The sequence below is a fragment of the Haloarcula amylolytica genome (assembly GCF_049705545.1).
Taxonomy (GTDB): domain Archaea; phylum Halobacteriota; class Halobacteria; order Halobacteriales; family Haloarculaceae; genus Haloarcula; species Haloarcula amylolytica_B.
In genome coordinates this window covers 1,508,706-1,521,889 of record NZ_JBNAMU010000001.1, presented here as the reverse complement: position 1 = coordinate 1,521,889, position 13,184 = coordinate 1,508,706, and the positions used below count along the sequence as shown (strand labels likewise).

General features: G+C 64.8%; 14 protein-coding genes. 4 read left to right on the top strand and 10 right to left on the bottom strand.

The features are described from left to right. Window positions 1–407 precede the first annotated feature (407 nt). The 4 genes from ACOZ4H_RS08140 to ACOZ4H_RS08125 all read right to left on the bottom strand — a co-directional run bounded on the left by ACOZ4H_RS08140 (window position 408) and on the right by ACOZ4H_RS08125 (window position 3,150). Window positions 408–1,124: a ZIP family metal transporter gene (locus ACOZ4H_RS08140; RefSeq protein ID WP_424328798.1), complete on the bottom strand. Its 717-nt coding sequence runs from the start codon at window positions 1,122–1,124 to the stop codon at window positions 408–410. A gap of 559 nt (window positions 1,125–1,683) precedes the next feature. Beyond that, window positions 1,684–2,562 carry a mechanosensitive ion channel family protein gene (locus tag ACOZ4H_RS08135; protein WP_424328797.1) on the bottom strand — a complete coding sequence of 293 codons (879 nt, stop codon included), beginning with the start codon at window positions 2,560–2,562 and terminating at the stop codon, window positions 1,684–1,686. Then, a complete protein-coding gene (locus ACOZ4H_RS08130; protein ID WP_424328796.1) occupies window positions 2,562–2,810 on the bottom strand; it encodes a YhbY family RNA-binding protein in 249 nt (82 codons plus the stop codon). Before ACOZ4H_RS08130 ends, ACOZ4H_RS08135 begins: the two co-directional genes overlap by 1 nt. Before the next feature lie 52 nt (window positions 2,811–2,862). Beyond that, window positions 2,863–3,150 (bottom strand): ribonuclease P protein component 4, encoded by a 288-nt coding sequence (locus tag ACOZ4H_RS08125; RefSeq protein WP_424328795.1) that lies wholly within the window; start codon window positions 3,148–3,150, stop codon window positions 2,863–2,865. A 365-nt stretch (window positions 3,151–3,515) separates the two neighbouring features. On the opposite strand from ACOZ4H_RS08125, the gene ACOZ4H_RS08120 reads away from it, so the two are divergent. Beyond that, entirely contained in the window at window positions 3,516–4,565 is a 1,050-nt protein-coding gene (locus ACOZ4H_RS08120; RefSeq protein ID WP_424328794.1) for a glycosyltransferase family 4 protein, read from the top strand. Between the two features lie 23 nt (window positions 4,566–4,588). Here the strand turns inward: ACOZ4H_RS08120 and ACOZ4H_RS08115 are convergent, their stop codons facing one another. Then, window positions 4,589–6,046: an MFS transporter gene (locus ACOZ4H_RS08115; RefSeq protein WP_424328793.1), complete on the bottom strand. Its 1,458-nt coding sequence runs from the start codon at window positions 6,044–6,046 to the stop codon at window positions 4,589–4,591. Between ACOZ4H_RS08115 and ACOZ4H_RS08110 the strand changes: the two genes are divergently transcribed. After that, entirely contained in the window at window positions 6,032–7,135 is a 1,104-nt protein-coding gene (locus tag ACOZ4H_RS08110; RefSeq protein WP_424328792.1) for a glycosyltransferase, read from the top strand. The two genes, ACOZ4H_RS08115 and ACOZ4H_RS08110, sit on opposite strands and share 15 nt — an antisense overlap. Window positions 7,136–7,167: 32 nt before the next feature. On the opposite strand, the gene ACOZ4H_RS08105 is transcribed toward ACOZ4H_RS08110, so the two are convergent. The 5 genes from ACOZ4H_RS08105 to gatC form a co-directional block, all read right to left on the bottom strand. Continuing rightward, the gene (locus tag ACOZ4H_RS08105) at window positions 7,168–7,353 is read right to left on the bottom strand and encodes a hypothetical protein (RefSeq protein WP_424328791.1); all 186 of its coding nucleotides are present in this window, start codon (window positions 7,351–7,353) and stop codon (window positions 7,168–7,170) included. A gap of 41 nt (window positions 7,354–7,394) precedes the next feature. Beyond that, window positions 7,395–8,537 (bottom strand): M48 family metallopeptidase, encoded by a 1,143-nt coding sequence (locus tag ACOZ4H_RS08100; protein ID WP_424328790.1) that lies wholly within the window; start codon window positions 8,535–8,537, stop codon window positions 7,395–7,397. A gap of 154 nt (window positions 8,538–8,691) precedes the next feature. Next, window positions 8,692–9,819: a M48 family metallopeptidase gene (locus ACOZ4H_RS08095; protein ID WP_424328789.1), complete on the bottom strand. Its 1,128-nt coding sequence runs from the start codon at window positions 9,817–9,819 to the stop codon at window positions 8,692–8,694. Between the two features lie 88 nt (window positions 9,820–9,907). Next, entirely contained in the window at window positions 9,908–11,185 is a 1,278-nt protein-coding gene (gene gatA / locus ACOZ4H_RS08090; protein WP_424328788.1) for an Asp-tRNA(Asn)/Glu-tRNA(Gln) amidotransferase subunit GatA, read from the bottom strand. After that, the gene (gene gatC / locus ACOZ4H_RS08085) at window positions 11,186–11,464 is read right to left on the bottom strand and encodes an Asp-tRNA(Asn)/Glu-tRNA(Gln) amidotransferase subunit GatC (protein ID WP_014040718.1); all 279 of its coding nucleotides are present in this window, start codon (window positions 11,462–11,464) and stop codon (window positions 11,186–11,188) included. Window positions 11,465–11,686: 222 nt separating this feature from the next. Here gatC and ACOZ4H_RS08080 point away from each other — a divergent pair, with 222 nt between their 5' ends. Together ACOZ4H_RS08080 and ACOZ4H_RS08075 are read left to right on the top strand one after the other, a co-directional pair. Beyond that, window positions 11,687–12,661, top strand: coding sequence for a transcription initiation factor IIB (locus ACOZ4H_RS08080; RefSeq protein ID WP_424328787.1), 975 nt, complete (start codon window positions 11,687–11,689; stop codon window positions 12,659–12,661). A gap of 43 nt (window positions 12,662–12,704) precedes the next feature. After that, a complete protein-coding gene (locus ACOZ4H_RS08075) occupies window positions 12,705–13,181 on the top strand; it encodes an NUDIX hydrolase (RefSeq protein WP_424328786.1) in 477 nt (158 codons plus the stop codon). Window positions 13,182–13,184 lie beyond the last annotated feature (3 nt).

The window sequence follows — 13,184 nt, the reverse complement described above, 5'->3', positions numbered from 1 at the left end:
TCACCGCGTGAGCGAGCGCCCTCAGCGCCCGTATCGGTTAAATCCGGCGAATTTTCGAATTTGAATCCTTCTAATCCCAGATTCTGGATTTATAATCTCGGTTCCTTTCGTTCAACAATCGAACGGTTCTGAACTGGAGCGGTATCGTCTGGTGATTCGCCTACATCTGCACCGTTCGTCTCTGAAAAAATCAATCGGCAATTGAGAGGTCACCACCGCTTGTATCGGAAACTCACGGCATTCAGGAACCGCCTCGAACGCTGTCAAGTGCTCCATGCTGAATATATAGAAGGAGTTCAACAGTCACGTCAGGTCCGACGACCACTACCCGACGCGCCTGTGGCGTGTGAGCTGTCCCGGGTTCGGTCAAGTGGATAACGGCTCTCTTTCTCGCTTTGGTCGCCGTCTCAGTGGAGCATATCAAGCAGGAAGATTGCGAGGAAGCCGACGAAGAAGAGCGTCGTCGACACCGGTGTCTCGGGAACTTTCCCGGCCTTCACCAGCAGTTCCTCGGTGACGAGGTACAGCAGGGCAGCGGAACCGAAGGCGAGGATAATCGCGATGGGGGCGCCGGTTACTCCGTCAAGTGCAAGCACGCCACCAGTTACGCCTGACGCGAGCAGCAGTCCGAAGACTGTCGGGACTGCGAGTTTCTTGACCACCCCTATATCTCGTGGGAGTGCGATGACGCCAGCAACACCGAGGAAGAGCACCTCGATGGCCAGCGCCACGGCGATGATGACGCCGGTGTCGGGATTGTCAAGGAAGGTTACCCCAATGAGGACTCCGTCAATGAGCATATCGATACTCACGGTGATGAGCAACCCCGCCGCGCCAGCAAACTGGCCGCCAATATCGCGCTTCTCGATGGTCTTACTCAGCCGGTGGATGCCCAACATCGTCGCAACCCCGATGGCGAACCCAAGCACTACGACTCTGGGTGCCCGGTCGTGAATGTTCGGGAGCAACTCAGCGGCAACGGCGGCGATCACAACTCCGGCCGCGAAGTGCTGAATGTTGCTTTCCATCTGCGGCCTCGGTGGATAGTAGATGGCGATTACGCCGCCCACCAAGGCGGCCACAACCGCGAGCGCGGTGTACGACAGCGCCTGAACCAGTACCATACGGTCCCTGCTGACCGAAGCGTCAAGAGTGTTTATCAGATACTGTTCACTGGTCCGACAGTGGACGCGTCGCTGCTGGCTATGTGCTGTGTATTCAGCACGAGCCCACGAGAAAGTCTGGTTTCTCACATATAACGGGCATTCGACACCGTGGATTACGATGCCTCAAGCCCAACAAGGAAACCCGTCCACCAGTCGAGCGAGCGCCCTCAGCGCCCGTGATTTTGCGAGGAACAGACGTGACGAATAAACAGCGCCGGCTGAAGGATTTGAACCACGCGAGACGAACACAGTGAGTCTCGCAATCGGGTGAAAACCCCCTCAGCGCCCGTCTTCTCTGCGACAAGGGGAGGGTCAGATAGTGGCCCGCAACGCGATTCTACGCGAACGGGGGCGGACATCTGATGTAGTAACCGATGAATTTGTATCGGAGATGCGCCCACTCATTGTTCATACTGTCCCGAGGTGACGAAGATCACGACCACGGAACGGGAGTCGAGATACGGCACAACAGCCCCGTTCGCAACCACTTACAGTGAAAATGCGTCGACTGGGTGGTTCAGTCGTCGGCCGGCTCCACGACGCCGTCAAGGCCGGTCATCTCCAGCCCGCCGCCGATAGTGCGGTTCGGGTACGGGATGTTGATGTCCTCCGCGTCGAACCGTTCCTTGACGGTCTTGACGTATTCGGCGCGCGTCTTGACGAAGTCGGCCCGGTTCGGGTCCTTTATCCAGATACGTGACTGGAGCCCGACCGAGGAGTCACCGAGTTCGACCAGCCGCACGGACGGTTCGGGGTCGTCCATAATCTCTGGGTGGTTCCGCGCTTCCTCAAGAATTATCTCGGTCGCCTTGTCGATGTCGTCGTCGTAGCCGATGCCGAACATGAACTTCAGTCGGAGTTGCTCCTTAGCGACGGGGTTCTTGATGACGCCGTCGGTCAGATTCGAGTTCGGCACGGTCAGCAGCTCGTTGTCGAAGGTCCGGACGCGAGAGACACGCAGGCTAATGTCCTCGACGACGCCGGAGTTGCCGTCCCACTCGATCCAGTCGCCGATCCGAAACGGCTTGTCGGTGTAAATGAACACGCCGGCGACGAAGTTCTTGATGACGTCCTGCATCGCGAAGCCGATGGCCAGCGTCGCCGCCGCGGCGATGGTCGCCAGCGACTGCAAAAAGTTCCCGTACTCGGCCATCCCGAAGGCGACGGAGATGGCAACGAACACGATACCGATGCTGACGACCTTCTTCAGCGGTCGCCGAGCGTGGGTATCGAGGTCCCGTGACTTGAGCGAGCGGTCGACGATCGGCAGCACAATCGCCTTCCCTATGATGTAGACGAGGACGAAGGCGACGACGAAAACGACTGCCGAGGCGATGGAACCGGCTGCTGGCACGCCGAAGCCATCGAGCAGGTCGGCGAGGGGCTGGACCTGCATCATTTCTCGAACACCGCGGTGTGGCCCCGCACCTGAATCACCTCGGCGTTGACCATCTCGGCCAGGTCGTCAGCGAGTTCCTCGGCTGTCGTGCCGCCCCGGGACGACCGGAGAAACTTGACCTTCACGAGGTCCGCGTTTTCCAGTTGGTCGTCGAGTTCGTCCGCTACTGATTCGATGCCGTGTTTGCCGACGCGGAGCGTCGCGTCGAGGTCGTGTATCCGCGACTGTCGAGAAGAGTCACTCATGTACACCGTTTAGCGAGGACAGCCCCTTAAAACCAGTAGTCGTAAAGAATCCTCAGTCGTACGGATAGCGGGACTGTGCCCCACAGTCGCACGTGATGACGACGTGCCCGGACTGGGTCCGGGACCGGGCGTTGTGTCCGTGCAGCAGGTACGTATCGCAGGCGTCGCACGTCGACCGTTCGAACGACCGCGGCAGGCGCAGTCGGTGGCGTTCGGCGATGCGCCGAGCGCGGCGGACGTACGACCGGGCTCGTTCTTCGCTGCCGGCCTGGACGGCCTCGCGAGCGAGCGACTGGAGGCGCTCGATCCGCTCGCGGGCGATGGTCGCCTCGTCCGTCATTGGCGGTACTGGGTCGGCGGCGGGAAAATGCCTTCCGGACGAGCTAGCAACTGCGCTGTCATGGTTTGGGTTCTTCGTGAACAGCCAGAAAGCCCCGAGACGCTGGGCTACTGCGACTCTCACGGCTCGCTTCGCTCGCCGTTCGAGTAGTCGCGGCGCGGAGCGCCGCACACTCGCTGCGCGCTTCGCTCACTCTGTTCGCTCCAGTGCTTACATCGTCTCGAACGCCCAGCGTCTCGCCCCTTTCAGTCCCACCCTGTGGTTGTTCGACCAGCCGAAAAGGGTCGAGAGCCGCTCTGTATCAGGTCAGTTTCTTTTGGGTGAAGTCGATAGGATTTTCGGCCCCGACAGAGTTTCCCCGAGACGTGCGCGTCCTGAACTATCTCGAACTGGCCGACCGCCTCGACCGGTCGGGCATCGGCACCGCCGTGGACCACCAGCGGGCGGCGCTATCCGAGACCGACATCGAGGTGGAGACGACGCCCTGGCAGGAGGGCCATCCGGCGTGGGCACTGGGTGGCAGCTTCGTCTTCAACGACCCGGTGTTCCGCGAGTTCGACGTCGCCCACTGCAACATGATCGGACCCGGCTCCGTCGCCGTGGCACAGCACGCGGCGCAGGCGGACATTCCACTCGTCCTGCACGCTCACGTCACCCGCGAGGACTTCCGGGACAGCTTCCGGGGGTCGAACCTGATCGCGCCGGCGCTGGGCCGCTACCTCCGATGGTTCTACTCCCAGGCCGACCTCGTCCTCTGTCCCTCCAAATACACGAAGAATATCCTCGAATCCTATCCCGTCGACGCGCCGATACGGCCGATGACAAACGGGGTCGACATCGACGCACTGGCGGGCTACGAGGATATGCGCCAGGATTACCGGCAGCGCTACGACCTCGACGGGATGGTCGTCTTCGCCGTCGGCAACGTCTTCGAGCGCAAGGGGCTGACGACGTTCTGTGAACTCGCCCAGCGAACTGAGTATGAGTTCGCGTGGTTCGGCCCCTACGACGCCGGACCACAGGCGTCCAAGACCGTCTCGCGGTGGGTGAACGATCCGCCCGAGAACGTGACCTTCACCGGATGGATCGAGGACATCCGCGGCGCGTTCGGGGCCGGCGACGTGTACCTGTTCCCGACGAAGGCCGAGAACCAGGGCATCGCCGTGCTGGAGGCGATGGCCTGCGGGAAGGCGGTCGTCCTCTCGGACATCCCGGTGTTTCGGGAGTACTACGAGGACGGCCACGACTGTCTCATCTGTGCGGACGAGGCCGAGTTCCGCGAGGCGCTGGAGCGACTCGCCAAGAACCCGGACCTGCGGGAGCGACTCGGCGAGAACGCCAAGGAGACGGCCAGCGAGCACAGCCTCGACCGGGTCGGCCGGCGGCTGGTCGAGACGTACGAAGAACTGGCCTGAGCGGCGTTCGAAGCCGACGATTGTTATGCCGATAGCGGCTCGCTGTCGACCGACACCGCCGGCGAGCGCCGCCAGACGACCGCGACCAGTGCCGCGCCGACCAGCACCAGCCCGCCCGCGACACCGAACGCCAGCAGGAAGTCGTAGCCGCCGAGCCAGCCGCCGAGTATCGACCCGACGCCGCTTGCCAGCCCGGAGATAGCGGTGTAGAGCCCGAGCGCCTCGCCGCGAATCGCCGGCGGCGCGAGCTGGGTGACGACGCTGGCCGCGGTGACGGCGATGACGGCCCAGGCGACGCCGATGAGGACGAACACGATTCCGTTGAGGATTGTTCCCACGAGCGTCGCAGACAGCAGGAGCCCCACGACGGCGACAACCGGATGAAGCGCGGCACGGGCCAGCAGGCCCCCGACCTGGAGCCCGCTCGGGCTGTAGCGTTCGGCGAGTGCGCCAGCGCGGTCGTACCACAGCGCCGAGCCGACGCTAGAGACGAGATACAGCGCGAAGACGACGCCGGACTCGTAGCCGAGCGTCCGCGAGAGATACAGCGGCAACGGTCCCCAGAACACGCCGAAGCCGACGAAAAAGGCCACGACGGCCCCGAAGTAGATGGTCAAGGAGGGGGAGAACCTGGCCGCGACTTCGCGAGGGTGTATCGACCGCGTGAGCCAGTACAGCCGCCCCTGACCGACCGGGAACGTCGCGCTCCGGACCGGGAGCCGACGCGACCGGGCGATGGCCCGCGCCATCCGACTGGCCCGCGGCCGGTCGAGTTCGTCGGGGTCGGACGGCAGCCACTTCGCCCCGAGGAACGCCGACAGGCCGACGGCGGCCGCACATAGCCACAGCAACGACTGCTGGGCGGCGATCTCTCCGAGTGGTCCGGAGAGCAGCGCCGTCCACACGAGACCGAGGACTAACCCGCCGGCCCAGCCCCAGCCCTGGTAGCGGTTCAGGACGGCGAACCGGGCCGGCCAGTCCCGCTCGACGGTTCCGGCGGTGACGAGCAGCGTCAGCACCGGCGCGGCAGCGCCGGCCGCGAACCACAGCAGGCCGTTACCGACGATGACCAGCCACGGCTGTTCGGTGAGCGAGACGAGCACCAGCGCGAGGGTCGCCAGCCCCAGTGCGAGGAGGACGAGCGACCGCCGCTTCCCCGTTTTGTCGGCGACGCGTCCGAAAATGAGTGCCCCCGGCGCACCCGCGGCGGCGGCCACCCCGGCGAGGACGCCTAGCATGAACGTCTCGCCCCCGATAGCGACGAAATACAGCGGAACGAGCAGCGAGCCCGCGCCCAGCGCGACCGATGCGATTGCCCAGGCGTACAGCCAGCCGTCCCGATCCATTACCTCAAATCTACCACGGTCCCTGAAAAGGACTCTGGCACCCGCTGGCGAGTGACAGCCGTCTGACGGGTGGCTTGCCAATGGCAACGGTTTAAGCCCTGGTCCTGCTACGCCGCGGCGATGGCACTGCCGCACGTCGCGACGTTCACCGACACGTACCTGCCGACCGTCAATGGGGTGACCTACACGGTCCAGACGTGGCGGGACCGCTGGCGCGACCGCGGCGGTCGCATGGACGTGGTCTATCCGAAAAGCGACTACGAGTCGTCCGAGAACGAGTATCCGGTCCGGAGCCTCCCGTTTCCCTTCTACGAGGGGTTTCGCCTGGGGATGCCACAGATACCGAAAGGCGTCCGTGACGCCGAACTGGTCCACGCCCACACTCCCTTCAGCCTCGGGATGGCCGGCCAGCGACTCGCGGGCAAACTCGATATCCCGTTCGTCGCGTCGTATCACACGCCGACGAGCGAGTACGCCGAGTACGTCTCCTTCAACGGCGCTGTCGAATCAGCGGTTCGCTCCAGCGCCGAGAGCTACGAACGCTGGTTCCTGGGCCGTGCCGACACCGTCATCGCGCCGGGCGAACGCGCAGCGACCCACCTCCGGGAGTCTATCGGCCTCGACACGACGGTGACGGTCGTCCCGAACGGCGTCGACACGACCGTGTTCGAACCGGTCGATACGGCCGACTTCCGGGATCGCTACGACCTCCCCGATAGCCCTATCGTCGGCTACACCGGCCGCCACGGCTACGAGAAGTGCCTCGAAGACATCATCACCGCCTGCGAGGGGCTGGACGTGACTGTCGTACTCGGCGGCGACGGACCGGCCCGTGAGTCGCTCGAAACCACGGCCGAACACAGCGACGTCGACGTGCGGTTTCTCGGCTTTCTCGACCGCGCTGAACTCCCCGAGCTGTACTCGACCATAGACGTGTTCGCGTTCCCCAGCCCCGTCGAGACGCAGGGGCTGGTCGCTCTTGAGGCCAACTGCTGTGGAACGCCCGTCGCCGGCGTCAACGCTGGCGCTCTCAGCGACACAATCGAGGACGGTGAAACCGGCTACTCATACGATGAGGGCGATATCGACGGCTTCCGTCGGGCTATCGAGCGCGTCCTCGACGAGCGCGAGCGGCTTCGGGAGCGCTGTCTTGCCCGGCGAGATGTGATCAGCGTCGAACACGCCATCGACAAACTGGCCGACGTGTACGACAGCGTGCTGTAGCCGTCACCCACGCAGCGTTTGATTCGCGCAACTCAGGCCCGCGAGTGCGACCAGCCGATACCGAAGGCCAGCCCGTTGAGCGTTCCAAGCAGTATCCCGAGATAGAAGTCCCCCAGTGAAACGGCCAGTATCAGGCCGGCCCCGATTCCCAGTGCCAGTCCCTTCAGGACCGTCGGCCAGTGGAACCAGCTCAATCGGCCGTCTGCGTCGTCACTCATACGCTCTCTCGGGCCGCCGGCGGGTAAACTGTACCCCTTCGTCACGACTGCCCGCGTTGATCGAGCGCGGACTGTCGCTCTTGCAGGGCGGCGATGCGGTCCTCGACATCCGGATGCGACCCGGGCAACGCCCGTTCGGTGACTGCGTGCCACCGCTTGGCGATCCGGTCGCCGCGTCCGCCCGGCGGGTCGGTAGATTCGTTTTCGATGGCGTGTGGGACCACACAGAGCTCCCGGACGCCGGTGTCGGCCGTCCTGATGTCGTCGGTCGGACGTGGATTCTCGGTCAGCAGCTCAAGCGCGCTGGCGAGCGCTGCCGGAGAGCCACAGATCGCGACGCCGCCGGCATCGGCGGCGTACTCCCGAATCCGGGAGAGGAGTCGGTAGCAGGCCGTGCTGGCGAGATACAGCGCCGCTGTGACCGGTACCGCGACGAACGCGAACAGGAACACCGCGAGACTGAACTGGCCGTTTCCGCACCAGGTACTGTCGTCCTCGTCGCTGTCGCCGAGAAACCAACTCAGGAGGGCCGAGTGGCGCAGCGCGTCGCCGAGCGCCCGGATAAATCGGCCACTCACCGTCGGCAGGAAGGCTGCTGCCGTCATCACGAACGCGTCGCCGTTCTTCAGGTGGGCGAGCTCGTGGGCGAGGACGGCGTCCAGTTCTCGGTCGTCGAGTCGGTCCACAAGCGCTGTCGTCGCGAACAGCGTCCGCTCGCCGGGCCGGCTGGCGACGAAACTGTTCGGCGTCTCGGCATCTAGCACTGTCACGTCCGGCGGCGACATGTCCGCCATCTGCGCCAGCCGCTCGACTCGGTCCCGGAGGCGCTGGGCCGTCTCGTGGCGGCTGGTCTTGCCACGCATTTCGGGGACGCTGTCCGGTTCCGGGTGGATGGCGTCCTCGTCGCGGGCGTCACGGAGCGTCATCCGATAGCCGAACACCGACTGGCAGACGAGCACGAGCGGCGTCCCGACGAGCAACACCGGCCAGAGCGGCACGATGTCGAACCCCAGCGACCAGAACAGGTGTTCGTACTGGTAGACGACCAACGGTGCCACGCCGGCGGCGACGTGTGCCAGCACGTACGCCGCCGCGACGGCGACCACGTCGAAGGCGACGAGCACCGCGATGAGGGCGACCAATCGCGCACGGAGCGGCAGTTTGGCGGAGGGGAGGGCTGCCATAGTTACTGTTTCGTGACACGATACAAAAAGCGTACCGGGAGACCGCTGCAAACCGGTATGTAACGCCTGCTTCTGCCTGTTTTTTCAGGGGAGCTACGTCGGATCGGAGTGACTCGAACCGGCTAAACACCAGCCCGATAACCGCTTCGGGCGACTAACTGCGCCGGTCGAGTGCGGACTGTCGCTCCTGCAGTGCAGCGATGCGGTCGTCGACGTCCGGGTGTGACCCGGGCAGCAGCCGCTCGGTGACGGTGTGCCACCGGTGAGCGATCCGCTCGGCACGCCCTTCCGGTGGGGCAGGCGTCTCGTCCGCAATCGCGTACGGTACCACACAGAGTTCTCGGACGCCCGTCTCGGCGGTCCGGATGTCCGTGTCGGGACGCCGGTCCTCCGCCAGGGTTTCGAGGGCACTGGCGAGCGCCGCCGGGGAGCCACAGATGGCGGCACCGCCGGCGTCGGCAGCGTACTCCCGGACACTGGACAACAGCCGGTAGCAGGCCGTGCTGGCGAGATACAGCGCCGCCGTGAACGGTATCGCGACGAGCGCGAACGCGACCAGCGGGAGGTGAAAATAGGCAGCGCTAACGGCGTTTCTGCTGGTCTCGCCGTCGAAGAACCAATGGGTGAACACCGACGTTTCGAGCGTCGTCCGGAGGCTTCGGGTGGCGCGTGCGCTCACAATCGGCAGGAACGCTGCCGCCGTCATCACGAACGAGTCGCCGTTTTTCAGATGGGCGAGTTCGTGGGCGAGGACGGCGTCCAGTTCGGCGTCGACAAGTTGATCGACGAGCGCCGTCGTGACGAACAGCGTCCGCTCGCCGGGCCGGCTCGCGGCGTAGCTGTTCGGCGTCGCCGAGTCGATGACGGTCACGTCGGGGGTCGCCATGTCCACCGTCTGGGCCAGCCGCCCGACCCGCTCGCGGAGCTGTGCCGCCGTTCGTTCGCGCTTGATGGCGGTGAACCGCTCTCTGGCGGTCTCCGGCTCGGACGCCTCCGGCAGGTCCGGCCCGCCGGTGGCCTCGCGCAGTGTGACCCGATACCCGAACAGGAACTGGAGGGCCAGCACGAGCGGCGTTCCGGCCAGCACCACGGGCCGGAGCGGGACGAGATGGAATCCCCGGATCCAGAAGGACGCACCGGTCGGGAGGCCAAACATCGGAAGCAGGCCGTAGGCGATGTGGGCCAAGATGTACGCCGTGAGGACGGCGATCACGTCGAAAGCGACCAGGCCGAGCAGGAGGGCAGCCAGCCGCAGGCGGAGGGTGGAGTGGGAGGCTGGCACTATCGTTCGTATTTCGATACGCTGTATAAAAAGCCTGACGAGGTGCGCGGGACCGGCCGGCTCTCTGCCGGTGTCTCGACGTACGAACTCAGGCCAGCGCGCTGCCGGCCCGGATGATTTCCCGTTCACCGAACGCCGGCCCGACCAGCTGCAGGCCCACGGGCAAGCCGTCGTCGGTCTCGCCCGCTGGCACGGAGATGGCCGGGAGGTTCGCCAGGTTCACCGGCGTCGTGTTGGCGTCGGCCAGATACATCGTGAGCGGGTCGTCCAGGCTCTCGCCGCGTTTCATCGGCGGGACGGGCATCGTCGGCGAGGCGAGCACGTCCGCGTCTTCGAGCGCCTCGTCGAAGTCCTGTTTGACCCACGCGCGGGCGTCCTGAGCCTTCTTGTAGTACTTGTCGTGGTAGCCCGCCGAGAGAGCGTACGTGCCGAGGAGAATCCGGCGCTTGACCTCCTCGCCGAAGCCTTCCTCGCGGGCGTTTGCGAAGGACTCGTTCCAGTTGCCGTCGTAGCCGCCCGACTGTCCGTAGCGGACGCCGTCGAACCGCGCGAGGTTCGAGGAGGCCTCGGACATGGCGATGACGTAGTACGCCTCGACGGCGTGTTCGACGCTCGGAAGCTCGACCTCGTGGTAGCTCGCGCCCTGTGCTTCGAGGTCGTCCATCGCATCCCAGAACGTCTCTACGACTTCATCGTCGGCCCCGTCCAGCAGTTCCGTCGGGACGCCGATGGAGAGGCCGTCGACGTCGCCGTCGGCGGCCGCCGCGTAGGAGCCGTCGGCCTCGGGCGCTTCCTGCGTCGTCGCGTCGTGTTCGTCCGGTCCGGCGATGACGTCAAGCAGTGCTGCGGCGTCCTCGACGGTGGGTGCGATGGGGCCGATCTGTTCGAGGCTGTTGGCGTAGGCGACGAGGCCGTACCGGGAGACCAGCCCGTAGGTGGGTTTGATGCCGACGACGCCACAGAAGGCCGCTGGACAGCGGATGGAGCCGCCGGTGTCGCTCCCCAACGCAAGGTCGGCGTCGCCGGCAGCGACGACAGCGGCCGAGCCACCGGAGGAACCGCCCGGGACGCGACCCTCGGCGACGGGGTTCTCGACGGGCCCGAACGCCGACGTCTCGGTGGTCGTCCCCATCCCGAACTCGTCCATGTTCGTCTTGCCGGGGATAGTCGCACCGGCGTCTTTCAGGCGCTCGACGACCGTTGCGTCGTACGGCGGGACGTAGTCTTCGAGCATCGCCGAACCGCAGGTCGTCCGGACGCCCTCGGTGGAGATGTTGTCCTTGACCGCGACGGTCTTGCCCGCCAACGGGCCGTCATCAGCGCCCTCGATGGTCTCGTCGGTGACGTAGCCGTTGTACTCCGTCATCTACGACACCTTCGGCCCTTTGAACTGCCCTTCCTCGGTGTCGCTGGCGTTCCGGAGCGCTTCCTCCTGTGAGAGGCTTTCGCGTGTCTCGTCGGGGCGCATCACGTTCGAGAGTTCGGCCTCCCGTTCTGTCTCTGGGACGTCATCGAGCGCTTCGAACGCGTCGAGGATGTCGCCCAGCTGCTCGGTGAACCGCTCGATCTCGTCGTCTGCGAGGTCGACACGGGCGAGGTCGGCGACGTGCCGGACCTCTTCGGGATCGACGGCGGGGTCGCTCATGTCGGGCCGGAGTGCTGGATGCGCGGTAAGCGTTTCGAAACACTGGGGAGACCTCTAGAACTATTAACAGTTAGCGAAGGGAATACACAAGAATTGCCAATTCTTGTTTCCCCTTCGGAAAATTGGACTTCAGAAACAGACAAAAGTTTTAAGTCGCCGTAGATACAACAATAGGTTACAACACGTTTTTCGGGTACGATACCCGGTTGTCCACCCCAACAAATGACCGATACCAGCATCCGCCGATACTCGAACGAGCGCGAAACGGAGACAGAGCAGACGGAGGAAGAGGAGTCGGAGTCGCTCGTCTGTCCGGAGTGTAACGGGTCGTTGCTTTCCGACAGCGAGCGCGGTGAAACGGTGTGTGAAGACTGTGGGCTGGTCGTCGAGGAGGACGAGATCGACCCCGGTCCCGAGTGGCGCGCGTTCGATTCGAAGGAGAAAGACGAGAAATCCCGCGTCGGCGCGCCGACGACGAACATGATGCACGACAAGGGTCTCTCGACCAACATCGGCTGGCAGGACAAGGACGCCTACGGCAACTCCCTGTCCTCGCGCCAGCGCGAGAAGATGCAGCGACTGCGCACCTGGAACGAGCGGTTCCGCACCCGGGACTCCAAGGAGCGCAACCTCAAGCAGGCCCTCGGTGAAATCGACCGGATGGCCTCCGCGCTGGGACTTCCCGAGAACGTCCGCGAGACGGCCAGCGTCATCTACCGCCGTGCGCTCGACGAGGACCTGCTGCCCGGCCGCTCCATCGAAGGCGTCTCGACGGCGTCGCTGTACGCCGCCGCGCGCCAGGCCGGGACGCCGCGGTCGCTCGATGAGATTGCGGGCGTCTCCCGCGTCGAGAAAGACGAAATCGCACGGACCTACCGCTACGTCGTCCGCGAACTCAGCCTGGAAATCCAGCCGGCCGACCCCGAGAGCTACGTCCCGCGGTTCGCGTCGGACCTGGACCTCTCCGAGGAGGTCGAACGGCGCGCCCGCCAGCTCCTCCAGAACGCGAAGGAGGAAGGCGTCCACTCCGGAAAGTCGCCGGTCGGCCTCGCCGCCGCCGCGGTGTACGCCGCCTCGCTGCTCACCAACGAGAAGGTGACCCAGAGCCAGGTCAGCGAAGTCGCCAACATCTCCGAGGTCACCATCCGCAACCGCTACCACGAACTGCTGGAAGCGGAAGACAAGATCCACCCCTGACCGGTATCGTAACCTAAACCACCGACTGTGCCGTGCCGTCGGTATGGAGACCACTCGGCATTTTGTCGCCACTGTCTACGTCGTTAGCGAGGGATGCGTTGCGCTCCACGAACACAGTAAGCTCGACATGTGGCTGCCCGCCGGCGGCCACATCGACCGCGACGAACTCCCCCACGAGGCCGCGCTCCGCGAGACGCGCGAGGAACTAGGCCTCGACGTGGATCTCATCGCATCACAGCAGGACATCGAGAGCGAGACGGTCAAATCGATGCCCCAGCCACAGCACTTCTTGCTGGAGGACATCAACGTCAACGCCGAGGGCGAGGTCGGCCACCAGCACATCGACTTCATCTTCTACGGTCGGGCGGATAGCCGCAACATCGAGCCGGGGCCGGGCGAGCAGCCGGCCGATGACTGGGAATGGTTCTCTGTTAGCGACTTGCGGGACCGTAGCGAGGACCTCCCGACAGACGTCGTCGAGGTCGGCCAACGAGCAATCGAAGCGGTACGCGAGGCGTAGACG